This is a genomic window from Polyangiaceae bacterium, assembly GCA_020633235.1.
Taxonomy (GTDB): domain Bacteria; phylum Myxococcota_A; class Polyangia; order Polyangiales; family Polyangiaceae; genus JACKEA01.
On sequence record JACKEA010000005.1, the window covers coordinates 617,186 to 640,951 of the forward strand.

Below are 23,766 nucleotides of genomic sequence, written 5' to 3' on the forward strand. Positions count from 1 at the left end.
CTCGCTCGAAGGCTCCGTCAGTTGTTGGCGGCCTGGGCCGCGCGCCTGTGGCGCTCGAAGATCTCGTCCGCCATGCCGCTGAGCTTCTGCGCCTCCCGCTGGATGTCCGCGTTCTGGCGGTAGTGGTCGGAGCTCTGGACGTAGCTGGCGAAGGCCCGATAGCTCTTGGCCACTTCGAGCTCGTTTCCGATCTCCTTGCACAGCGCAATGCTGCGCATGAAGTAGTCGATGGCCTTGCCTTCGTGCCCCGCGCCCCAGGCGCCCGCTGCGGTGATCTCGCCGAGGGTTCTGAGGGCGGTGGCCAGATGGGACTTGCTGCGCACTTGGCCGAACAGATCCACGGCGTGCTTGATGCTGTCCCGCGCCTTGCGCAGCTCCTTCTGCATCAAATAAGCCTTGGCCAGGCCCCGCTTGGCCTCCGCCAAGTGCAGCTTGTCCCCCATTTCGTCGCACAGCTCCTCGGCCTGCTTGAGGATGCGGATGGCCTCCTCGGTGGCGTCCATGCGGTAGTGGGTCTCGCCGATGTTGGTGAGCACCACGGCGATCCGATTCTGCTCGCCCATCTCGCGAGCGACCTCGTGGGCCTCGGTGAAGTGCTCCAGGGCCTTGGTGTTCTCGCCGAGCTCCTGGGCGAGCTTCCCGAGGTTGTTGAGGCTCTGCACGATGCCGAGCGGATCGCCGATCTCCCGGCGGATCGTCAGGGCGGCCTCCAGCGCTTCGCCCGCCTTCGCGGTGCGGCCGTGGTCCATCCACACCAAGCCGATGTTGTTGAGGCTCAGGGCGATGGAGCGACGATCGCCGATCTTCTTGCGCATCTCGAGGGACCTGCGCATTTCCTCGAGGGCCTCGTCGTACTCGCCCTTCAGCCACAGCACCTTGCCGATGTCGTCGTGACACGAGGAGATGCCGCGCTCGTCGTTGGCGGATTCGAACAAACCGCGGGCGGTCTCCAGGTGCTTCATGGCCAAAGACAGGCTGCCCGTGTCGCGGTGCAGGCGACCGATGCGGTTGTGCGCGGCGCCGCCCTTGCCGCGCAAGCCGAGGCGGTAGGCCAGACTCTGCATCTCGCGGAAAGCGGCCAGCGCTTCGTCGGTGCGCCCCAGCAAGGTGAGCACGTCCCCGTGGTTGTGGAGCGCTTCGATGCGCCGCGGGGCGTCCATCTCGCCCAGCAGTGACAGACCCTTGCCGTACAGCTCGTGCGCCTTCTTGGCCGCGTAGGTGCTGCGCGCGAGATCTCCGGCCTCCAGATAGGTGACGCCGGCGCGGGCCATGGCCCCGGCCTTCTCCAGGTGCTGCGCCAGCATCGCGCAGTATTCTTCCTGCGAGCGCACGCCGTCTTTCTGGGCGAGCCAGTCGGCGATCACCTGGTTATAGCGCCGGCACGAGGCGGCGCTGGTGAGCTGCGCCACCTTCTCGCGCTCCAGGTTGTGCTTGAAGACGTACTCCACCTCGCCGGAGAACGCCGAGTCCGGCAGCTCGAGCACGTAGTCCCGCTCCACGAGCTCGGCGAGGAGCAAGCGTAGCTCCTCGATGTCCTTCATGGCGTCGGCGCTCCATAGCTCGGGCGCCTCGCGCTCGCTGCGCGCGAGGGCGACCAGACCGCCGAGCCAGAACACGCTGCCCATCGCCGCGGCGTGCTCCAAGAGCCGTCGCTCGGGAGAACCGAGAGCGGCGATGCGGGCGGCCACGGCGTCGTCGACGGTGAGCGGAAGGCGCGCGGAGGCGAGCTTGTCGAGGTTCACCTTCCACACCGGATCTCGAGCCAGGGCGTCGCGCTCGTCGAGCACGCCGGTGTCGTGGAAGATGCGCACCATCTGCTCGAGCAACCCCGGGTTGCCGCCGGCCATGCCCACGGCGGACTCCACCAGGGCTTCCGGAGGGCCGTTTTCGCAGGGGGCGAGCAGCGCGTTCGCCACCGCCAAGCTGTCCTCTTCGCTCAAGGGCTCGACGTCGACGCGGGTGTGGCGAGCCTTGGCGAAATCGAACCAGTCCTCGTGGCGCGCCAGGAGATCCGGGCGCGTGGCGCACAGGATCAAGATCGGACCGCCGAGGTGCTCCATCAAGTATCGCAAGAGCTCGATGGAATCGTCGTCCGCAAGGTGCAGGTCCTCGAACACCAGGCACAACGGACCGCGCGCCGCGTCGCTATCGAGGAAGTTCTTGACGATGGCGCGTCGCAAGAGCCCGGCCTGCAGCGGATCCTCGGCCACCGCTTTCGTCAGCGGGCTCTCGAGGAACTCGAGATCCATCAGCTGGCCGAGGAAGTAACAGACGTCCCCCACCTTGCGGTCGTCGAGGACTTGCGCCACCTGTGCACGGACCTGCGCCTTGGCCGCTTCCGGGTCCATGCCTTCCACCAGGCCAAAGCGTGAGCGGAACAGGCGGGCGAACACGCCGTAGCTCAGTTGGATGCTACGGGCACTGCCCCGGAACACCCGCGGCAAGCGGCCCCCACCCACCCGGAGCTCGAGCAAAAACTCATGGATGATCCGGCTCTTCCCGAGTCCCCCAGCACCCAGCAAGGTCACCACCCGGGAGACCTGCTCGCCCAAGGCCGCATCGGAGGCTTTCTTGAGCTCCCCGAGGACGGCCTGGCGGCCAATGAGCGGAGCACGCAGGTCGCTGACGCCGAAAAGGGAGTTCGGGCCTTCGGTCATGGGAGCGGAAGTATCCCCCGCTTCTCCGAGCCGCTACAAGCCCGGGCTTGCCACGCGGTCGGCCCTGGGCCACCCTCCGGTCGCAGTGCGGGGTCGGATCGTCACTCGCCCCCCAACACCTGCAAAACCTCTGATAGATTCGCCGTTTAACGTGGTGCTGCCGGCAAAGACCCCCGCCCAGAACAGGGCCAGCGAGAAGCGCTCCCTGGGCCAAGGCGTGTTCCGCAAGTGCGAGGGCTGTGGCGCGGTCTACACCGCCGAAGAGCTGGCCGACGCCTGGAACGTGTGTACCGCCTGCGGCTACCACCACCCGATGCGTTCGTCGGATTGGCGGCGGCTGCTGTTGGACGGCGGCCGGCTGGACAGCTGGGACGAGCACATCCGACCGGCCGACCCCCTCGCCTTCGACGACGGCAAGTCCTACCGCGACCGCTTGGCGCGGGCGGCCAAGTCCAGCGGTCACAGCGAATCCGTCGAGGTGGGGCGTGCCGCCCTGGGTGGCCATGCCGTCGGCTACGGCTGCTTCGTGTTCCCCTTCATGGGGGGCAGCATGGGCTCGGTGGCCGGGGAACGGCTCACGCGCCTGTTCGAGCGCTCGCTGGCCGAACGGCTGCCCGTGGTGCTGCTGCACGCGTCGGGCGGGGCCCGCATGCAGGAGGGGCTCCTGAGCCTGATGCAGATGGCCAAGACCGTGGGCGCCCTCGGTCGTTTCCGACGTTCCGGCCGCCCGTTCATCAGCGTGCTGCTGCACCCCACGACCGGAGGCGTGGCCGCCAGCACCGCGCTCCTCGGGGACATCAACGTGGCCGAGCCCAACGCGTTGATCGGCTTCGCCGGCCCGCGGGTGATCGAGAGCACGCTGCGCACGACGCTTCCGGAAGGCTTCCAACGCTCCGAGTTTCTCGTGGATCACGGCATGGTGGACGTCATCGTCGCCCGCGCCGAGATGCGCGCCACGCTTCGAAACCTCCTGTCTCACCTCACGGGTGATCGTTAGTGACCGACCTCGGGACCACCCTCAAGCGCCTGTACGCGTTGGCCGTCACCGGCCCCAAGCTCGACTTGAGTCGGTTGGAGACCGCCTGCGAGCACTTCTCGCACCCCGAGCGCGGCTTCGAGGCCGTGCACGTCTCGGGAACCAACGGCAAAGGCACGGTGTGCGCGTTCGTGGCCTCCATGGCCCGCGCCACCGGCAAGAAGGTGGGCCTCTATACCTCGCCGCACTTGGTGCGCTTCGCGGAGCGGATCCAGATCGACGGCGAGCCGATCGACGACGAAACCCTGGTCCGGCTCCTGAATCAGGTGATGGACGAGGCGCCCGAGCTCACCTTCTTCGAGGTGACCACCCTCACCGCGTTTCTCGCGTTCCGGGAAGCCAAGATCGATCTCGCGGTGATCGAGACGGGGCTCGGCGGCCGGCTGGATGCCACCAACATCATTCCCCCACCCCGGATCGCCGCCATCACTCGCGTGGCCTTCGATCACATGCTGGAGCTGGGGGACACGCTGGCGAAGATCGCCGTGGAGAAGGCGGGCATCATCAAGACGGGCTCCACCGTGGTGGTCGGCAAGCTGCATCCCGACGCCCGCGAGGTGGTGGAGCGTCGCGCCGACCAGGTGGGCGCGCACCTCGTGGCTCTGGGCAGCCCGGAGCCCATTCCCGGGGCGGCGCTGGCCTACCCCCGCTTCGCCATGTTCGGCTCGAACTTGGCGGTGGCGGTGACCATCGCGCAAGAGCTCGGCATTCCCCCGCGCACCATCGCGGACGGCATCGAAGCCACGCAGTGGCCGGGGCGGAACGAGCTCCTACACCGCAACGGTCAGGAGCTCACGCTGCTCGATTGCGCCCACAACCCGGACGGCGCGGTGGCGCTGTCTCACGTGCTCGATCCCAGCATGCTGGGCGAGATCGAGTCACGCCGAGACGTGGCCCTGGTGTTCGGCAGCCTGAAGCGAAAGAACTGGCGCGCAATGCTCAAGCGCCTGGAGCAGGTGGCGGCACATCGCGTGTTCGTCGCTCCCCCCATCGCGGACAAATCGGTGGATCCAGCGGAGATGGCCCAAGTCTACTCGGGCGAGGTCGCGACCAACGTCCCGGACGCACTGGCGATCGCGCGGGCCAAGGTGGGATCTCGCGGTCTCGTGGTCGTCACGGGCTCGAGCTACCTCGTGGGCGCGGCCCGCGGCTCGCTGTTGGGGCTGCCTGCGGATCCCCAGATCGATCAGTGAGGTGACGAATGCCGTCGTTCGACGTGGTATCGAAGGTGGACTGGTCCGAGGTGAAGAACGCCCTCGACCAAGCCCAGCGTGAGGTCGCGCAGCGCTTCGACTTCAAGGGCACGGACGCCGAGCTCGAGAAGACCGAGGCGGGCATCGTGGTGCGCGCCAACTCGGAAGAGCGCGTGCGCGCGGCGCTGGACGTATTCCAGGGCAAGTTGGTGCGCCGCAAGGTCAGCCTGAAGCACCTGGACGTGGGCGAGCCGGAGCCGGGCCCCAAGGGCTCGCAGAAGCTCTTGGTCAAGGTCAAGGAAGGCATCGAGCAGGACAAGGCCAAGACCATCGTGAAGATGATCAAGGACCAGAAATTCAAGGTCCAGGCCTCGATCCACGAGCAGAGCGTGCGGGTCAGCGGTAAGAAGAGGGACGACCTCCAGGACGTCATCGCGTTCCTGCGCAAGGCCGATGAACTCGAGCTCGATCTCTCTTTCGAAAACTTCCGTGACTGACCAACAGCGAAAGCTCTTCGGGACCGACGGCATCCGCGGCGAGGCGAACGTGCCTCCCATGACGCCCGAGCTGGTGGTGCGCCTCGGCCGCGCCATCGCGCTGGTGGCGAGCCGTCAGAGCGGCCGGCCACCGCGGGTGGTGATCGGCAAGGACACGCGGCTCTCGGGCTACATGCTGGAGACGGCCCTGGCCGCCGGCGTGTGCGCCATGGGCGGTCGCGTCATGTTGTGCGGGCCCATGCCCACGCCGGCGGTGGCGAACCTCACGCAGACGATGCGGGCAGACGCGGGCGTGGTGATCAGCGCGAGCCATAACCCGTATCACGACAACGGCATCAAGATCTTCGGCCCCGACGGCTTCAAGCTGCCGGACGAGCGCGAGCTCCAGATCGAAGCGCTGCTGGAAGACGGCGACGCTCTGGACGGCAAGAGCCCCACGGGCAGCCGCGTGGGGCGCGCCGAGCGCATCGACGACGCCACCGGCCGTTACATCGTGTACGCCAAGAGCACCTTCCCGCGGGACCTCACGCTCAATGGTCTGCGGGTGGTGGTGGATGCCGCCCACGGCGCCGCCTACAAGGTGGCGCCGCTGGTGTTCTCCGAGCTGGGGGCGGACGTCACCGCCATGGGCGTGTCCCCCAACGGCCGCAACATCAACAAGCAGTGCGGCGCCCTGCACCCAGAGCACGTCGTCCGCGAGGTCGGCAAGCGCAAGGCTCACATCGGCATCGCCTTGGACGGGGACGCGGACCGCGTGATCATCGTGGACGAGACCGGCACCATCGTGGACGGCGACACGGTGATGGCGCTGTGCGCCACGCGGCTCCTGCGTGAAGGGCGGCTGGCGAACAACACGCTGGTGGCCACCGTGATGAGCAACATGGGGCTCGAGCGGGCTCTCTCCGCCTTGGGCGGGCGGCTGGCCCGGACGCCCGTGGGCGACCGCTACGTGGTGGAAGAGATGCGACGCTCCGGCTGCACCTTCGGCGGCGAGCAGTCCGGACACCTGATCTTCCTCGACCACGCCACCACGGGAGACGGCGTGGTGGCGGCGCTGCAGGTGCTCGCGATCATGGCCCGCGAAGGGCGGCCGCTGTCGGAGCTGTCGGCGGTAATGGAGCGCGTGCCGCAGCTGGTGGAGAGCGTGAGCTTGCCGGAGAAGCGCCCCATCGAGGACATGCCCACGCTGAGCGCGCAGATCCGTCGCGTGGAAGCCGAGCTCGGCAACGACGGGCGCGTGCTGGTGCGCTGGAGCGGCACCGAGGCCAAGCTCCGTTTCATGGTGGAAGGCCCGAACCCGGACCTGCTGGCGAGCGTGGTCCAGGACATGGCCGAAGCCGCGCGAGCCGATCTGGGCGTGCCGGCGTGAGCGCCGTCGTCCTCTGCCGCGACCTTCGCCGCACGTTCGGCGCGAAGGAGGCCGAACGCCGCGCAGTGGACGACGTGAGCCTCGAGATCGAACCGGAAGAGGTCGTCCTCATCTACGGTCCATCCGGCTCCGGCAAGAGCACGCTACTGGCGCTGCTCGGAGGCCTGGATCGCGACTACGCGGGCGAGCTCTCGCTGTTCGGCAGCGCCGTGAAGTCGCTGTCGGATCGCGAGCTGTCGCGGCTCCGGGGTCGGCGCATCGGCTTCGTGTTCCAGGCCTTCCACCTGCTGCCGCACCTGAACGTGCTGGAGAACGTGACCGCGCCGGCGTTGTTCTCGGACGACGCCGCCGACGCCAGCGAGCGCGGCATGGCGATGCTGGAGCGCGTGGGGCTGGGGGATCGCGCCAAGAGCGCCCCGGGCGAGCTCAGCGGCGGCCAACGCCAGCGCGTCGCGATCGCGCGGGCCCTGCTGCGCCAGCCGGACCTGCTCTTGTGCGACGAGCCCACCGGGAATCTCGATCGCAAGACGGGGGAGCAGATCATCGATCTGTTTGCTTCCCTGCACGAAGATCTGCGCACCACGATGGTGATCGTCACACACGAGGACCGCCTCAGCCGCCTCACCCATCGCAGCATCCACATGCTCGACGGGCGCCTGGTGGAAGGGGGCGAGGCGTGAGGCTCTCGGCGCTGAGGACAATGGTGGCCTCCGAGGTGCGGCGCACCCGAGGTCCGCTGTTCACCGCAGGCTTTGGCATCGCGGTCGGCGTGGCGGCGCTCGTCTTCTTCCTGGCCCTCGGTTTTGGCGCCCGCAAGGTGCTGCTCGGCGACGTCTTTCCCATCGACCAGGTCGAGCTCGATCCCGAGCGTACCGGCGCCGGGCTGCTCTCGCTCCTCGGCGGCCCTCACGAGCCCGCGGGGATCGACGCCGAGGCGGTGGACACGCTGCGGAAGGAGTCTGGCGTCACCCAGGTGTACCCCAAGCTCCGCTTCCGCTTTCCCAGCATGGCTCGCGGTGGCAAGGAGATCCTGGGCCGCGAGATCGGCACCCACGAGATGGTCGGGGACGGCATCGACCCGGCGCTCGTGAGCGGCGACGTCTCCGGCTTCGGTGATCCACTGAGCTCACCCGGAAAAGCCTGCACCAGCGACGCGGACTGCGACGCCGAGCAGTACTGCGAGCTACCGAGCAGCGCGAGCGTGGGCCAATGCTCCGCGCCGGTGCCCGCGATCGTGAGCCGCTACTTGGTGGAGCTGTTCGATCACGCGATCGCACCGGCTCACGGCCTGCCGCCGGTAGCCGAGACGCTCATCGGCCGCGCCAAGGGCATCACGTTCCAGATGACACTGGGCAATTCCCTGCTGGGGGTCGCGCGTCAGGGCAAGGAGCGGCGGGTGAAGGTGAAGGTCGTGGGCATCTCGCCCAAGGCCATTGATCTCGGCGTCACACTGCCGGTGGAGGTCGTGCGCCGCTGGAATCGCGAGTACGCGGGAGAAGCCGCGGGCTCGAAGTACTCCAGCGTGGTCGTGAAGGTAAAGGACGCGAGCGACACCAGCGGCGTCATCTCCGCGGCCGCCAAGCTCGGCCTCGTGCCCCACGACACTCGCGCGCGCGACGTGAGCGTGCTGATCACCGGTGTGCTCGCCATCCTGCTGTTGGTGGCGGGGGTGATCCTGTTGGTGGCGGCGCTCAACATCGCCCACACCTTCCGCGTGCTGGTGGCCGAGCGGCAGCACGAGATTGGCCTCTACCGCGCGCTCGGCGCCAGTGCGAGCGACATGCGGCTCTGGCTCAGCACCCTGGCGCTGGTGGTCGGAGCGCTGGGGGGCGCCGTGGGGGCCGGCGTCGCGCGCGTCGCAGCCCTGGTGGCCGATTGGCGCGGCCGCGTGGATCTGCCGGACTTCCCCTTCAAGCCCGACTCCTTCTTCGTGTTTCCGTGGTGGCTCTGGCTCGTGGGCATCGGCTTCGCCGCGCTGTTCGCCGTGCTCGGAGCCGCGGGGCCTGCGCGCCGCGCAGCGCGCACGGATCCCGCTGAGGTGCTGGGTCGCGATCGCTGACGTCCCTGGACAAGCCGCCAGCGAGAAGAGACGATCGGACCCCGATGGAGCTTTCCCTCCCCGAGCTGTGCGGTCAGCTGATCGTCGGCGGTTTCGATGGCGACGAGCTGCCGGCGGTGATGGCCGAAGCGCTGCGCGCCGGTCGCCGTGGCGGGGTCATCTACTTCAAGCGCAACCTGCCCAGCGTGGAGGCCGCCCACGAGCTTTCGAGCTCCGTGGTGGACGCGGCCCGGGACGACCTGCCGCCCTTCATCGGCGTCGACGAAGAGGGTGGCCGCGTGCGCCGCCTGCCCGCGCCGGTGATGACGCTGCCGCCGATGCGCGCCCTCGGAAAGATCGGCGACGTGGAGCTGGTGCGCCGCGCGGGGTTCTTGCTGGGCCGTCAGCTCGCGCCGCTGGGCTTCAATCTCGATTTTGCCCCCGTGCTCGACGTCGACAGCAACCCCAAGAACCCCATCATCGGAGATCGCGCGTTCTCCGACGAACCGGACGCCGTGGCGCGCTTCGGCCGCGCTTTCGCCGGCGGCTTGGGCAAGGCTCAGGTCCTCGCCTGCGGCAAGCACTTCCCCGGCCACGGCGACACGGACAAGGACAGTCACCTCGACTTGCCCGTCATCCGCCACGACAAGGAGCGCCTCGACGCCGTGGAGCTGCCGCCCTTCCGCGCGGCCAGCCACGCCGGCATTCCCACGCTGATGAGCGCGCACATCGTGCTCTCGGAGATCGACCCGGGCGTGCCCGCCACGCTGAGCCACCGCGTGTGCACCACGCTCTTGCGCGGCGAGCTCGGATTCCGCGGCGTGCTCTTCTCCGACGACCTCGAGATGCGCGCCCTGTCGGACAACTACGAGATCGCCGAGAGCGCCGTCGGTGCCATCGCCGCCGGCTGCGACGCCCTGTTGATCTGCCGCGACTTCGAGCTCCAAGAAGCCGCCCTCGACGCGCTGGTCCGCCGCGCCGAAGCCGACAGCAGCTTCAAGAGCCGCTGCACCGAAGCCTTGGGCCGTAACCTCGCCGCCCGCCGCGCGAAGCCGCCGCGTCCCCTGCCCTCGGCCTCGGATCTCGACGCCGTCTTCGACTCCGACGAACCCGACGCCCTGCTCGACGAGATCAAACGCCGCAGCAAGCGCTGACCCGAGCACCCGAAGCAAGCGCCGACCCGAGACTCGCAGCAAGCGCTGACCCGAGACTCGCAGCAAGCGCTGTAGTTGCTGTCCCCGCGCAGCCAGCGTCACAGCCACACCCCGAAGCAAGCGCTGACCCGAGACTCGCAGCAAGCGCTGTAATTGCCGTCACCGCGCAGCCAGCATCACAGCCACACCCCGCGTCGCAGCCAGCGCCACAGCCACGCCCCGCCTCCACTTGGAGCAAGAGCATGTCGGTGCGGCGCGATACCCGTCGCGCCCCGGACGTCGCGTCGCGGACATTTGGCCCGGACGCCAAACTCAGCCACGCACGCCGACATTGGCCCGGACGCCAAACTCAGCCACGCACGCGGACATTTAGCCCGCGGGGAAACACGCCAGGCTCAGCCACCCGCAGACGTCTGGCCCAGAGGCCAGGTCAGCCCGGACGCCAGTCGGCCAACACGCGGACGTTTGGCCTGGACGGCAGCTCAGCAACTCGGCCACGCACGCGGACGTCTGGCCTGGACGGCAGGCTCGGCAACGCGCGGACATCCTGGTCGGACGCCAGGCTCAGCCACGGACGCGGACATCTGGCCTGCGGGCAAGCACGCTGGGCGCGGCCAACGCGCGGACATCTGGCCCGGACGCCAGGCTCAGCACCTCAACCAACACGCGGACGTCTGGCCTGGGGGGAAACACGCTGGGCGCAGCCAACACGCGGACGTTTGGCCTGGACGGCAGGCTCAGGCAACACGCGGACGTTTAGCCCGCGGGGAAACACGCAGGGCGCAGCCAACACGCGGCGTGCGGCCAACACCCGGCCAACACGCGGACGTTTGGTTCGCGAACGCGCGCGAGTGCGAGTGCGCGACCCGCGCGAGTGCGCGAGTGCGCGAGTGCGCGAGTGCGCGAGTGCGCGAGGCGGTTCCGCGTCGAACCAACAAAAGAAGCGTCACCCGGACGGCAGGACCAGTCGGGGCCCACAAAAAAAGAAGCGTCACCCGGACGGCAGGACCAGTCGGGGCGCACAGCGAAAGAAGCGTCCCCCGAACGGCAGGAACGTTCGGGGCGCACAGAGAAAGAAGCGTTCACCCGGACGGCAGGTCCAGTCGGGGCGCACAAAAAAAGGCCCCGCGCCGAAGCGCAGGGCCTTTTTCCTGGTGGCGTTGTCGGTCAGCCCGCGCCGGCTTCGCCGCTCGCGCTGGCGCTCGCCTTGACGGACACGTTGATCGACACGCTCGCGTCGGCCTGGGCCTTGAGCGAAGCCGCGAGGCAGCCGCCGACCTTGAGCGCAGCCTGGCCGCCACCGCTGACGGCAGCCTTCACGCCCTCGATCGAGGCCTTCACGCTGGCCACCGCGCCCTCGAGGCGACCCTTCATGCCGAGGGTGACCTTGAGGATGGCGGGCAGGTTGGCTTCGAGCGCGCCCTTGAGCTTGGAGGCCGCTTCCGCGTCCGCCGCGCCCTGGACCTTCACCGCGACCTTGGCCGGGGTGCACTCGACCTTACCGCTGACCTTCGCGTCGCAGTTGGCCTTGCACTCGGCGCTCATCTCGGGGGGCTTGATCTCGCCGGAGCACTTGGGGGCCTTCATCTCGACGCTGCAGCCGCCGGAGCAGGTGCCCTTGCAGTCCGCCTGGCCGCTCATCTCGCAGGAAGCGCTGCAGGTGCCCTTGCAGGTACCGCCGCAGCCACCCTTGGCCTGGGCGTCGCACTTGCCTTCGCAGGTGCCAGCGCAGGGCTTGCCACTGACGTCCTTGCCATCGCACTTGCCGGTGCAGTTTCCGCCGCACTTGCCGCTGAAGTCCGCCTCACAGGCGCCTTCGCAAGTGCCGCCGCAGGTGCCGGAGCACTCCGCGCCCGCTTCCACGGTGCAGGAGCCCTCGCACTTGCCTTCGCAGGTGCCGCTGATCTCGCCACCTTCGCACTCGACCTTGGCTTCGCCGGGCTTGATGTTGGCATCACAGCTGGCGGCGCAATCCGCCATGGCGCTCATCGACGCCGAGCACTTCGGGGGAACCACGTCCACCTTGAGCCCGCCGGAGATGTTGGCCTTCGCCTTCACGTCGCCCAGGAACTTCACCGCAGCCGCGCAAGCAGCCTCGGCCTTCTTGCCGGGACCCTCTTCCTTGGGAGCGATGTCCTCATCCGTAGCGCCCAGGTCCTTGGCCAGGTTGCCGCACGCCGTGCTGACGTCGCCCTCGACCTCGACCGCGAGCTGCTGCAGGTTCGCACCTGCGGCCAGCGCAGCCTTGACCTTGCCCTCGATCTCGCCTTGGAGACCGAAGTTCGCGCTCATGATGGCCTCGGGGTTCGTGATGTCCGCCGGGCAAGAGCCGGGGAGCCCACCGGGCAGCCCAGGCAGCCCACCACCGCAGTCCATGAGAAGCGGCGCCACGGCCAACGTCATCACGCCGAGTGCCGGCCCACTAATCTTCCGCCAACGATTCGCGACCATCTGAATATCTCCTCCTCGAGAACTCGTCTCGGGCGTCCAAGCCGCGGTGCACGCTACACCCGGTCCCTCGACTATGGAACCCCAACCGATCCTTCCGGGATTCACCCCGGGGTTGACCCCGGGCGTGCACCACACAACCGGGCAATGGGCCCGGTACCAACCAATTCGCGGGTCGCGTATTCGCCCCGTTTGGGTGAAATGGCAAGGGTTTTGTTGTCGCCTAGCGCCGGATCGCAGCTCCGGGGGCCTGTTCGGCCCCTCGGAAAGGGTGTTCAGCCCTGCTTCGAGCTACGGCGAGGCCGCGGCCGAGGGCCCCGGGCAGGTGCGCCCTCTCCAAAGGGCAGCTCGATCTGCTGGGTGGCGCCGGGCCGGGCGACCCGCTTGCCAGTGGTCCGCTCCAGCATCTCCCGCTCCCGCGCGAGGTCCGCTTCGATGACCTCCACGTTGTCGAGAGCAAACGCGAGGGCGTCGAAGATCTTGGCAGGACCGAGCTGCGGATAGCGCCGCAGGATGGTCTCGATGCGCGCGCCGCTCTCGTAGAACGCCCACAAGCGACGCACCGGCACCCGAGACCCGGCTACGTGCGGACTGCCGCCCAGCACCTTCGGGTCGACCCGAACGTGGGGATGCGGAATCAGGACGATGGGCAGACTCATGCGGCGCGCCTCCCTCGCGAAACGCTCTTCACGTTAACGCGGATCACGTCCGCTGTCATGGTCAGAGCCGTTCGAGGATCGTGCTCGCGACCTTCTCGGGTGTGAAGCCGAGCTCCTCCGCGATGCGCTCGTAGGGAGCGGACGCTCCGAAACGATCGATACCGATGGTGATGCCATCGAGCCCCACGATGCTGCGCCACAGCGGAGTGCGTCCCGCTTCGATCGACACACGGCGCACGCCGCGTCCGAGCACGGCTTCTTGCTCCTTTGCCGAAAGGCGCGCAAACGCCTCCAGACACGGAGCGCTCACCACCCGCGCGCGCTTGCCGCGCTGCGCCAGGACCTTCTGCGCCTCCACCGCGAGACCAACCTCGCTGCCCGTGGCGATCAGCACCAATTCGGGGTCTTTTTCGTCGACCAGAACGTAGGCGCCCTGAAGCAGGGTCTTGGGATCGAAGCCCGCGGGGCGCGACAGCTCCGGGAGCTTCTGTCGTGACAGCACCAGCGCCGTGGGGCCGTGGCGACGCGTCGCCGCGTGCGCCCAAGCCGCAGCGCACTCCAGCGCATCCGCGGGGCGCACCACGTCCAGGTTCGGGATCAGCCGCAACGAGGTGAGCTGCTCCACCGGCTGATGCGTGGGGCCGTCTTCGCCCAGGAACACCGAGTCGTGGGTGAACACGTACACGGTCTGCTGCTCCATCAGCGCCGCCAACCGAATGCTGGGCCGCATGTAGTCGCTGAAGATCAAGAACGTGCTGCCAAGGGGCACGAAGAACCCGCTGAGCGCGAGCCCGTTCATGATCGCGCCCATGCCGTGCTCGCGGATGCCGAAGTGCAGATTACGCCCGCCGAACTCCCCGCGCTGGACGCTCCCGCCGTCGTGGATGTCGGTCTTGGTGCTCTCGGCGAGATCCGCGGCGCCGCCCACCAGCGCGGGCATCAACGCTGCCAGACGTTGCTCGACCTTGCCTGCCAATGAGCGCGTGGCGTCCTTCTTTGGCGGAGCGCTGGCGAGCAGCTCGCCGAGCACGTTCGCCGGGACGGAACGCTCCACGTGGGCCTTCCAGTGCGCCTTGCGCTCGCCCGAGAGCGCCGCGACCTTCTGCTGCCAGGCTTCGTACTCCGGGCGCACCTCTTCTACCCGCTGCTGGAAGGGCACCCGCGCCCCTTCCGGGATGCGGAACGGCGGCTCCACCGGCCAGCCCGCCGCCTTCTTGGCGCCGGCGATCTCTTCCGCACCGAGGGGGGCGCCATGCGCCTTGGGTGAATCTTGTTTGGTCGGCGCGCCGATGGCGATGTGTGTCCGGGCCACGATCAAGCTGGGCCGCTTGGCCTCGGCGATGGCCTCGTCCAACGCGCTGCGCACCTCGTCCGGGTCGTGACCATTCACGTGCTGCACGTACCAGCCGTAGGCCTCGAAGCGCTTGCCCACGTCCTCCGAGAACGAAATGGCCGTGGTGCCGTCGATGGTGATGTGGTTGTCGTCGTACACCACCACGAGGTTGTCGAGGCCCAGGTGCCCCGCGATGCTCGCCGCCTCGCTGGCGACGCCCTCCATCAGGTCGCCGTCGGACGCGAGTGCGAACACGCGATAGTCGACCAGCGCGTCGTCTTCCGTGTTGACGCGCGCGCCCATCATCTTGCCCGCGAGGGCCATGCCCACGGCGTTGCCCACGCCCTGACCGAGCGGCCCCGTCGTGGTCTCCACGCCCGCCGTGTGGCCGACCTCTGGATGCCCCGGAGTCTTCGAGCCCCATTGACGAAAGCTCTCGAGCTCACTCAAGGGCAGGTCGTAGCCGGCCATGTGCAATAGCGAGTACAGCAGCATGGACGCGTGACCACAGGAGAGCACGAAGCGATCGCGGTTCGGCCAGTGCGGATCTTCCGGCACGTAGCGCAGGTAGCGCGTGAACAGCTCGACGCCGATCCCGGCCAGGGCCATCGGCGTTCCGGGATGACCGGAGTTCGCCTTCTCGACGGCATCTACCGCGAGGAACTGGATCGTGTGCACGGCTTGATTGAGCTCGCTCATGATCCGCCTCTTAAGGGCGCGTGCGCTCGGCCGCAACCGGCGCGGTCACTCGCCGTGCACGGCGCGGTTGTGCTCGTCCAACGTGCGGCTGAACGTGTGGCGACCGTTGCCGCTGGCCACGAAGAAGAGGTACTCGGTCTGCGCTGGCGCGAGAACGGCCTCGAGTGAGCTCGCGCCTGGATTCGCGATGGGGCCGGGTGGTAACCCCGCGTGCTTGTAGGTGTTGTAGGCATTGTCCGGGTCGCGGAGCATCGCCGGGGTAACGCGGCCCACGTATCCCGCACAGCTCGCCGCGCTCTTGGGCGCCACCTGGCAGCCGTAGGCTGCGGTGGGGTCGGCCTGCAACATGCCGGAGGGACGAAATTCGGGATCGTCCAGGCGATTGTAATAGACGCTGGCGATCGTTCCACGCTCGTCACTGGCAGCGGCCTCGCGCTCCACGATGGACGCCAGCGTGACGAGCTCGTGCTCTCCCCAGCCGCGCTTGCGGCGCAGCCCTTCGATGGCATCGGGGTGCTTCTCCGCGAGTTTCTCCAAGCGGCGGCGAAAGGTCCGCACCATGCCGCGGATGACCGTCTCCGGGGCGCTGTCCACCGCGAGGTCGTAGGTGGCGGGAAACAAGAACCCTTCCACGCTGGGTCCGCTGATGCCGAGCTCGCGGCGGAGGCTCGCCGAACGACACGCAGCGAGGAACGTGTCTCGGGTGCAGATCTCGCTCTTCTCCAAGCGCTCGGCGATCTGCAGGGTCGTGTAGCCTTCCGGCACCGTCACTTTGGCGCGAGCCCGGCTCCCCACCCGGCCCAAGCGCTGGGCCAGCTCGCGGGGCGAGAGGGAGTCGTTCAACACGTGCTCGCCGGGCACGATCTCGATGCCGGAGCCCACGACCCCCAGGTACAGCGCCATCAGCCGCGGGCTCTCGACGACACCCGCCGCGGCCAGCTGCTCGGCGATCTGACGCAAGGACGCCGACGGCGTGAGCTGCACTCGCACCGTCTTGCCGCTGCCCGGACCGGCGGACAGCGCCCAGGTCCATAGCGACGCCCAAACGACGCCCACGAGCAGGATCGGTGCGGCGATCCAGAGCCACCATCTCCGGCGCGGCTTGCGGCGCCGCGGCCTGGACGCCGGCCGGCGCCGGGCGGGGGCCCGTCTTCGCGCCGGGGCGTTCACGGGGCGGCAGCCTTTCGGCCGTCCAGCCAGGTCTGGAGCAAGATGGCGGCGGCGGCGCTGTCCACGCGCTGGCGTGCCGCGCGGTCGTCCAGGCCCTGCTCCCGGAGCCGCTCCCGGGCCTGCCGGGTGCTGAGCCACTCGTCCACCAGCTCGACCTTCCGGCCGGTCCGTTGGGCCAGGGCGTTCGCCACCCGCCGCGCCCGCCGAGCCGGCGGGCCCTCCCGCCCATCGAGGTTTCGGGGCAGTCCCACCACGAACAGCTCGATCCCCTCGCTCTCGGCGAGGGTGGCGAGGGCTTCGACCAGCTGGCCGATATTTCCCCCCGGAAGGAAGGGCCGCGGATGCGCCATGACCCCCAACTCGTCGGCCACGGCGAGGCCGACGCGCACCGTCCCTAGATCGATGGCCGCGGCTCTCATGGCTCCGGGGCTTTAGCACGCCCCGAAGCTCCTTGGCATTTCGGGTGTAGCGGAGCTTGACCCGACCGATTTGTCCGAGCATAAGCGCGGGGTCGCGCGCCCAGGCGTGGCACGAACCCGACCGAGATCCGAGCGCGATACTTAGGCTGACAAACTCATGAGCTTCCGCGCCGTCAAGGGGATGAACGACATCCTGCCGGACGAGGTAGGTCTCTGGCAGCGGCTGGAGGCGACCTTTCGGCGGGCCGTGGAGCTGTGTGGTTACGCGGAAGTGCGGGTGCCGGCCGTCGAGCACACGGAGCTCTTCGTGCGCTCCATCGGCGAGGTCACCGACGTGGTCGAGAAGGAGATGTACACCTTCCAGCACCACCGGGACTCGCTCACGTTGCGACCCGAAGGCACGGCAGGTGTCGCGCGGGCTTTCGTGGAGCACAAGGTCTACGCAAAGCAGCCGGTTTCGCGCTGGTACTACTTGGGCCCGATGTTCCGGGCGGAGAAGCCGCAGCGTGGGCGCTATCGGCAGTTCTATCAGGCGGGCTGCGAGATCTTCGGCGATCCCGGCCCGGTGTGCGACGCCGAGATGATCGACATGCTGGTGGCGATGTTCCGAAACCTCGGCATCGAGGATCTCACGGTCCACGTGAATTCCCTGGGCAGCGCGGGAACGCGGGAGCGCTACCGCGACGCGCTGCTGGCCTTCCTCGGGCCTCGCAAGGCCGAGCTCTCGGAGCACGCGCAGGCGCGCCTGGAGAAGAACCCACTGCGCATCCTCGACTCCAAGGATCCACGTGACCAAAAGGCCTGCGAAGGCGCTCCCAGCATCCTGGAGCTCTTGGACGAGGCCGACACGGAGCACTGGAATCAGCTGCAGAAGGCCCTCGACGCCCTGGGCACGCCGTACGTCGTCGATCCAGGCCTGGTCCGCGGGCTCGACTACTACACGCGCACGCTGTTCGAGGTGCGCTCGGGCGCCGGTGAGCTCGGAACGCAGAACACGCTCGCCGGCGGTGGACGCTACGACGGCATGGTGGAGGACCTCGGCGGTCCGACGGTGCCGGCCATCGGTTTCGCCATGGGGCTGGAGCGCATTCTGTTGGCGATGGGCGATCAGCCGGCCACGACGGAGCCGCTGTGCATGGTGCTGCCCTTGGGCGCGAGCGCGTTGGGCGGTGCGCTGACCTTGGCCCGAGCCTTGCGCCGCGCCGGCGTGCGCACCGAGCTCGACGGCCGCGGCAACTCGCTCAAGAGCATGCTGCGGCGGGCGGATTCGCTCGGTGCCCGCGCGTGCTTGGTGCTCGGAGAGGCGGAGCTCGAGCGCGGCGTGGTTCAGCTCAAGGATCTCGCGGCGCACCGCCAGGACGAGATCTCTCTCGAGCGAGCCGTGGACGTGGTGGCGGATCGATTGGCCTTGGGCGGCGTGCGACGCGACAGCGAGGAGCCAGCTTGAAGCGCGCTCTCGCGATCTTCGCCACGCTGGCGGCAGCGTTGCTGCTCGCCTTCCCCGCCTTGGCGCAGGATCCCTATGGACCCGGCGTTGCGCCGATTGGTCCTGCCCCGGCGGGGTCGACGGGGCAGCAGCCGGCGGGTGGTGCCAAGCCGCCCCCGGGCGCTCCCGAGATGCATGCGGCCGGCGGCGGCGAGAGCCTGCTGCCGCCGGGCACCGAGCCATCGCTGCCGAAGAAGCCGCTGAAGGTCAGCAAGAAGGTCCGCGCGCGCATCGGTACCAGTGTCCAGCTGGAAGACGAGCCCGTGGGCATGGGCGCCACGACCACGCGGCGCTTCTACGGTCCTTATTACGAAGAGCAGAGCGACAAGTACCGCTTCCGCTTGGCCTTCCCGGTGTGGGCAGAGCGCAAGATGCCGTCGCTCACCAAGCCCAACGTCACCGACCGCGCGTCGCTCTACGGCGGCCTCTATTACAACCGCCGCAGCGCCGAGCGAGCCGACGACGTGTTGTTCCCGCTGTTCTGGAACATGCGAGATCTGCGCGACGGAAGCCGCACCACGGTAGTGGGGCCGTTCGTCAATCGAGTGGCCCCCGGCGAGCGGGACAACTGGCTTGCACCGCTGTACTTCACGGGCAAGCGCAAGCACGGCGGCTACACCGTGATCCCGCCGCTCTTGACCTACACGAAGAACGACGGCTACGGCGGCTTCAACCTGATCGGGCCGATGTTCTGTTCGTGGAAGGGCGGCTCACACTGTGACACCCGCACCGCCTACGATCTCGACTTCGGCGTCGTCCCTTTCTACTTCTACGGGCAGAACGAGACGAAGAAGTACGAGGCCATCCCGCCGCTGCTCCACTACTACCGGTACGACGATCGCGACCTCTCCTACGTCAATATCTGGGGTCCGTACTATCGGGAGCACACGCAGGAGCGGGACATGTTCCACTTGCTCCCGCTGTACTGGAGCATCTGGGGCAAGAACGAGCGGCACACGACGGTGCTTCCGTTCTTCCACTACGGATGGAAGGGCAACAGCTGGCTGTTCATCAACCCGCTGTACCTCCAGGCGAAGGGTGAAAAGGGCGAGAGCACCTTCGTGACCTGGGGCTACGCCCGCTACCGCGGCCGGACGCAGCTGGACATGATCACCCCGCTGTACTGGCACTACCGGGATCCGGACATCGGTCTCGATCAGAAGCTCTTGTTCCCGTTCCTGTACTCCCGCACCAGCCCGCGGGAGTCGAACCAGGTATTCTTCCCGTTCTGGGGACACTTCGAACGCTACGGCGTGAGCGAGACCACCTGGATCACACCGTTCTTCCAACACACCCACGACCTGCGCGGTTGGCAGACGAACATCCACCCGATCCTGTATCTGGGCCGCAGCGGTCACCAGAGCCACACCGTGGTGGCGCCGTTCTTCTGGGATTTCGTGGGTCGCGACGAACGCGCGACGGTCGGCTTCCCGGTCTACTGGCGCTTCAGCGATCGTGACTCCGTGAGCCAGCTGGTAGGCAACGTCTACTATCACGAGCGCAAGGTGAAGGGCGGCCTCGACTGGGAAGTACACATCTTCCCCGCCTTCTCCTACGGCGAGACTCCCGACGGCCACTGGTGGAACGTGCTCTACGGTCTGGCCGGCTACACTCGTCGGGGTCACACCGCCAAGATGCGGACGCTTTGGATCCCGATCACGTTGAGCGGCGGCGAGGGCAAGTAGCGCTCTGCTCCGGTTACGACCGGGCGCGAGATGCTCTAATGTACCCGCGATGAAGCGGTACAAAGCAGCGGTCATCGGGGGCTCGGGCTACGGCGGCGGAGAGATGATCCGCCGCCTGCTGATCCACCCCGACGTGGAGCTCTCGCGGGTGGCGTCCCTGGACTACGTGGGGGAGCCGCTGTCCGCGGCCCATCCGAACCTCGAGGGCGTCACGGACCTCGCCTTCCAGGAGCTGCCTCCGGAAGTGGCCGCCGACGGCATGGACGTGGTGCTGCTCGGATTGCCGCACAAGGTGAGCTCCGAGGTGGTGCCCAAGCTGATGGCCACGGGCGTGAAGATCGTCGACATGAGCGGCGACTTCCGGCTGCAGGACCCCGCCGCGTACCAACGCTTCTACGGCAAGAAGCACCCCTGCCCGGAGCTCTTGCCCAAGTTCGTGTACGGCTTGCCGGAGCTGAATCGAGAGAAGATCCGAAGCAGCGCCTACGTCGCTTCTCCAGGCTGCTTCGCGACGACGATCGAGCTCGGCCTGTTGCCCCTGGCCCGCGCCGGGCTGCTTCGCGGCAGCGTGGAGACCGTGGCCATGACCGGCTCGAGCGGCAGCGGCGTGGCCGCCAGCGCCGGGACGCACCACCCCGTTCGTTACAACAACATCAAGACCTACAAGACGCTGAACCATCAGCACGTGCCGGAGATCGAAGAGACGCTGCGGGGTGCTGGGGCTCAGGGCTTCGAGCTGCGCTTCGTGCCCGTGTCCGCGCCGCTGGCCCGTGGCATCTTCGCGACCAGCTTTGCCCGCGTGCCCGCGGACACGGAGCCGGACCGCATCGTGGCGCTGTACCGCGACGGGTTCGCCCAGGAGCCCTTCGTCCGCGTGCCCGCCCAGCGCCTGCCGGAAGTGGTGGCGGTGGCAGGGTCGAACTTCGCCGAGGTGGGCGTGGTGGTGGGACCGGTGGAAGGCTCGACGCGCTTGGTGTCGTGCTTCAGTGCCACCGACAACCTGATCAAGGGCGGCGCCGGACAAGCCATCCAGAACATGAACCTGGTGCTCGGCTTGGACGAGCGCGCGTCCCTGGAAGATCCCGGGAGCTATCCGTGAGCGCGACCGTCACCCGCGTCGTCAAGCTCGGCGGCGAAGTCATCCGCGGCGCCCGCCTGGGCGAGGTCGCGAAGCAGATCGCGGCGCTCGACGTCGGTTCGTCGGAGGTCGACGCCCGTGTGGTGGTCGTGCACGGGGGCGGCCCCCAGACCAGCGCGCTGCAGAAGGCGCTGGGACAGACGCCCAACATCGTGGGCGGGCGCCGCATCACGGACGACGCGGCGCTGGAGGCCATCAAGATGGCCGTGGCCGGCGTCGCCAATGTGGATCTGTGTGCCGCACTGCTCGCCGCCGGCGTGCGTCCCATCGGCCTGCACGGCGGCTCTTCGGCCGTGATCCGCGCGGTGCAACGGCCGCCGCGGGTGGTGAGCGGTGCGGGGCCCGATCCCATCCACATGGGGCACGTGGGCGACGTCGTCGGCTTCGAGCGGGACTTGCTCGAGGAGCTCTTGAGCCTTGGCTACGTTCCCGTGCTCGCCTGTCTGGGGGCGGACGCTGCGGGCCGCATCTACAACATCAACGCGGACATCGTGGCCACCCGCTTGGCGGTGGCCCTGGGCGCCGCGGATCTGTTCTTGCTGATGGACGCGCCGGGGGTGCTACGCGACAAGAACGACCCGGCCACCCGCATCGAGCGGCTAAAGATCGCCGAAGCCCAGGCGCTGATCGCGGAGGGCGTGGTGGACGGCGGCATGATCCCCAAGCTGGAGGAGTCCTTCGAGGCGCTCCGGGGCGGCGTCGCCCGCGTCCACCTGTTGTCCGACGCTCTGCCCAGCGCCGCCGAGGCGCCGGGCACCGTGGGCACCCTGCTCACGCTTTAGCGCAGCGTATCGGAGCAGCAGCGGAAGCCGGTCTCGGTTCCGTTGTAATAGCGGTCGTGGGCGGTCTGGGCAGCTCGGCAAAAGTTGCGGCTCGGCTGCCAGTAGGCCCCCTTCATTGCGGGGCGCTCCGGCGTGCTGCCGTCGATGGTCACGAACTCTTCCAGGTTGCCGGACAGGTCCCGCACGCCGAAGGGGCTCTCACAGCGCGGGTAGGTTCCCGGCGGCACTCGCATGTCCCGGAGCTTGCCGTCCTTGCCCACCACGTCGAAGTGGTCCGCGTTGCAGGCCGTCGGGTCCCGCTTGAAGCCGTAGGGATAGGGCCGCATCTCCTCGCCCTCACAGGCGAAGTTGTACTCGCTCTCCATGCACACCCGCTTGCCCAGGCCGGTGCAGGTCTTCTCGGCCATGGTCCAGCTCTGGTAGTTGGCGGGCAGCGTCTCGCCGGGCTTCACGTATTCGTCACGGTCCATGCAAAAGCGCAGGTGCTTGCGCGGACCCTTGCACGTGGCTGGCTGGGCGTATTCGGCGCAGCGGAAGTATTCGTAGCGCCCGGGCGGATCCATGTACTTCAGGCAGCGCTGCTCCACGTTGGGGCAGTACTCGCCGTCGACCAGCACCATGCCGTCTGGGCAGACCGGGTCCTCCTGCTTTTTCACTTCAGGTAGAACCAGGTTGGGATCGAGCACGGCGGCCAGCGTCGGAGAATCCTGGAACTGGATCTCGGCGGCGGTCTCCTCGGGCTCGAGGGGGGGGTTCGTCACCGCCGGCTCCTGCTGGCACGCCACCAGGCCGACAAAGACGAAACCCGCGGCGGTGAGCAGTCGGCCGGGGTGCACGAAGGCGGACTTTCGATGCTGATCCGGGTCCCGTCAAGGAAGATTCGTCCAGACCCGGGTGCTCCAGGCCTCGGGGCCGAGTGTCGTTGGACCCCACTTTCCCGTGTGATCTCGGCGGGCTTACATGCGGCCCTTCGCCCTGTGGCGCAGGCGCGAAAATTACTCCGCACCCGCCCTCGAACTTGATCCCAATCAGCGTCGAAATCCCACGATCGACGTGGCGTCCCGGAGCTCAGCCCTTGGCGCCGTCGTCACCTGGGAGGTCGCTGCAGCAGCGCACGCCCACCTGGATGTCGTTGTAGTAGTCGTCGTGCTTGGTGGTGGCAGGGCGACAGCGATTGCGAGCCGCCATCCACCAACCGCCCTTGAGGCCGTTTCGGTACGGCGGATTGAAGCGCGCGTTCTCACGCAGCACCGGCTCGTCCATGTTGCCCACCATGTTGAGAACACCGAACGGGCTCACGCACTGGCTCAGCTCGTCGCTCGCCATGCGGTTGTCCTTCAGGATCTGCTTGCGGGGGTTCGCCTCGTACAGGTCGTCGCGGTCCTGGTTGCAGACGGGCTCCCGCTTCCAGCCGTAGGGATAGGGGCGCATCTCCTCGCCCTCACAAGCGAAATTCCACTCACTTTCGGTGCAGATCCGCTTACCCTGGGCCTTGCACACCTTGCTCGCCGTCACGAAGCTCTGCCAGTTCAAGGGCTTGTCGTCGCCGGGCTTGGTGTACTCCGTGCGGTCGATGCAGTAGCGCATGCTCACGCGCTTGCCGACGCACTCCGCCGGCTGCGCATATTCGGCGCAGCGGGCGTAGGGCAGCTTCGGGTCGTCGAGCCACTTGGTGCAGTTGTGGCGGACCTCGGTGCAGTAGTCGCCATCCACCAAGACCATGCCGCTCGGGCATGCGTCCCCTACCCCCGGTGACGCCGCGGCAGCGGTGTCACGGTGGGCCTCCGACGTCACACTGTTACGCGCATCGTTACGCGTCACCGCCGGCGCCACCGTGTTCACGAAGCTGGCCGTGGGCGCCACCACGCCAGCGGCCAGCAGGTGCCGCGCGGGGTCCTGGTTACGAGCAGCCAAGGCGCGATCTCCCTGGAATTCCGCGCCAACAGCGAAGAAACCCAACGACATCCACAGCACCCCGACCCAGCTCCAGCGCGACATCCTAC

19 protein-coding genes are annotated in these 23,766 nt (G+C 68.2%); 11 read left to right on the plus strand and 8 right to left on the minus strand.

Annotated elements, in window-relative coordinates; translation table 11 throughout:
• Window positions 1–17: 17 nt before the first annotated feature.
• Entirely contained in the window at window positions 18–2,657 is a 2,640-nt protein-coding gene (locus H6717_28625; protein ID MCB9581027.1) for a tetratricopeptide repeat protein, read from the minus strand.
• On the opposite strand from H6717_28625, the gene accD reads away from it, so the two are divergent.
• Genes accD through nagZ form a run of 7 tightly spaced genes read left to right on the plus strand, consistent with a single transcriptional unit; the run spans window position 2,656 to window position 9,944 of the window.
• A complete protein-coding gene (gene accD / locus H6717_28630) occupies window positions 2,656–3,654 on the plus strand; it encodes an acetyl-CoA carboxylase, carboxyltransferase subunit beta (protein ID MCB9581028.1) in 999 nt (332 codons plus the stop codon). The genes H6717_28625 and accD overlap by 2 nt on opposite strands.
• Complete coding sequence (locus H6717_28635) at window positions 3,654–4,886, plus strand: bifunctional folylpolyglutamate synthase/dihydrofolate synthase (protein ID MCB9581029.1); 1,233 nt, start codon at window positions 3,654–3,656, stop codon at window positions 4,884–4,886. The genes accD and H6717_28635 overlap by 1 nt, the downstream gene beginning before the upstream one ends.
• Before the next feature lie 8 nt (window positions 4,887–4,894).
• Complete coding sequence (locus H6717_28640; protein ID MCB9581030.1) at window positions 4,895–5,383, plus strand: YajQ family cyclic di-GMP-binding protein; 489 nt, start codon at window positions 4,895–4,897, stop codon at window positions 5,381–5,383.
• Entirely contained in the window at window positions 5,340–6,752 is a 1,413-nt protein-coding gene (locus tag H6717_28645; protein ID MCB9581031.1) for a phosphoglucosamine mutase, read from the plus strand. The genes H6717_28640 and H6717_28645 overlap by 44 nt, the downstream gene beginning before the upstream one ends.
• Window positions 6,749–7,432: an ABC transporter ATP-binding protein gene (locus H6717_28650; GenBank protein ID MCB9581032.1), complete on the plus strand. Its 684-nt coding sequence runs from the start codon at window positions 6,749–6,751 to the stop codon at window positions 7,430–7,432. The genes H6717_28645 and H6717_28650 overlap by 4 nt, the downstream gene beginning before the upstream one ends.
• Window positions 7,429–8,811, plus strand: coding sequence for an ABC transporter permease (locus H6717_28655; protein MCB9581033.1), 1,383 nt, complete (start codon window positions 7,429–7,431; stop codon window positions 8,809–8,811). The genes H6717_28650 and H6717_28655 overlap by 4 nt, the downstream gene beginning before the upstream one ends.
• Before the next feature lie 44 nt (window positions 8,812–8,855).
• Window positions 8,856–9,944 (plus strand): beta-N-acetylhexosaminidase, encoded by a 1,089-nt coding sequence (gene nagZ / locus H6717_28660; protein ID MCB9581034.1) that lies wholly within the window; start codon window positions 8,856–8,858, stop codon window positions 9,942–9,944.
• A 1,167-nt stretch (window positions 9,945–11,111) separates the two neighbouring features.
• Here the strand turns inward: nagZ and H6717_28665 are convergent.
• The 5 genes from H6717_28665 to ruvX form a co-directional block, all read right to left on the minus strand.
• Complete coding sequence (locus H6717_28665; GenBank protein ID MCB9581035.1) at window positions 11,112–12,335, minus strand: hypothetical protein; 1,224 nt, start codon at window positions 12,333–12,335, stop codon at window positions 11,112–11,114.
• A 332-nt stretch (window positions 12,336–12,667) separates the two neighbouring features.
• On the minus strand, window positions 12,668–13,051 hold the full coding sequence (locus H6717_28670; GenBank protein ID MCB9581036.1) for a DUF433 domain-containing protein: 384 nt from the start codon (window positions 13,049–13,051) through the stop codon (window positions 12,668–12,670).
• A 61-nt stretch (window positions 13,052–13,112) separates the two neighbouring features.
• Complete coding sequence (gene tkt / locus H6717_28675; protein MCB9581037.1) at window positions 13,113–15,083, minus strand: transketolase; 1,971 nt, start codon at window positions 15,081–15,083, stop codon at window positions 13,113–13,115.
• Between the two features lie 45 nt (window positions 15,084–15,128).
• Window positions 15,129–16,139 carry an endolytic transglycosylase MltG gene (gene mltG, locus H6717_28680; protein MCB9581038.1) on the minus strand — a complete coding sequence of 337 codons (1,011 nt, stop codon included), beginning with the start codon at window positions 16,137–16,139 and terminating at the stop codon, window positions 15,129–15,131.
• Window positions 16,140–16,249: 110 nt separating this feature from the next.
• A complete protein-coding gene (ruvX, locus tag H6717_28685) occupies window positions 16,250–16,672 on the minus strand; it encodes a Holliday junction resolvase RuvX (protein ID MCB9581039.1) in 423 nt (140 codons plus the stop codon).
• A gap of 157 nt (window positions 16,673–16,829) precedes the next feature.
• Between ruvX and H6717_28690 the strand changes: the two genes are divergently transcribed.
• From H6717_28690 to argB, 4 genes are read left to right on the plus strand one after another with little or no spacing between them, the layout of a single operon-like run.
• Complete coding sequence (locus H6717_28690; GenBank protein ID MCB9581040.1) at window positions 16,830–18,119, plus strand: histidine--tRNA ligase; 1,290 nt, start codon at window positions 16,830–16,832, stop codon at window positions 18,117–18,119.
• A complete protein-coding gene (locus H6717_28695; GenBank protein MCB9581041.1) occupies window positions 18,116–19,843 on the plus strand; it encodes a hypothetical protein in 1,728 nt (575 codons plus the stop codon). Before H6717_28690 ends, H6717_28695 begins: the two co-directional genes overlap by 4 nt.
• Window positions 19,844–19,892: 49 nt before the next feature.
• A complete protein-coding gene (gene argC, locus H6717_28700; GenBank protein MCB9581042.1) occupies window positions 19,893–20,942 on the plus strand; it encodes an N-acetyl-gamma-glutamyl-phosphate reductase in 1,050 nt (349 codons plus the stop codon).
• Window positions 20,939–21,763 carry an acetylglutamate kinase gene (gene argB / locus H6717_28705; GenBank protein ID MCB9581043.1) on the plus strand — a complete coding sequence of 275 codons (825 nt, stop codon included), beginning with the start codon at window positions 20,939–20,941 and terminating at the stop codon, window positions 21,761–21,763. Before argC ends, argB begins: the two co-directional genes overlap by 4 nt.
• Here the strand turns inward: argB and H6717_28710 are convergent.
• Both H6717_28710 and H6717_28715 read right to left on the minus strand, forming a co-directional pair.
• Window positions 21,760–22,599, minus strand: coding sequence for an SUMF1/EgtB/PvdO family nonheme iron enzyme (locus tag H6717_28710; GenBank protein MCB9581044.1), 840 nt, complete (start codon window positions 22,597–22,599; stop codon window positions 21,760–21,762). The two genes, argB and H6717_28710, sit on opposite strands and share 4 nt — an antisense overlap.
• Window positions 22,600–22,831: 232 nt before the next feature.
• On the minus strand, window positions 22,832–23,761 hold the full coding sequence (locus H6717_28715) for an SUMF1/EgtB/PvdO family nonheme iron enzyme (protein MCB9581045.1): 930 nt from the start codon (window positions 23,759–23,761) through the stop codon (window positions 22,832–22,834).
• Window positions 23,762–23,766 lie beyond the last annotated feature (5 nt).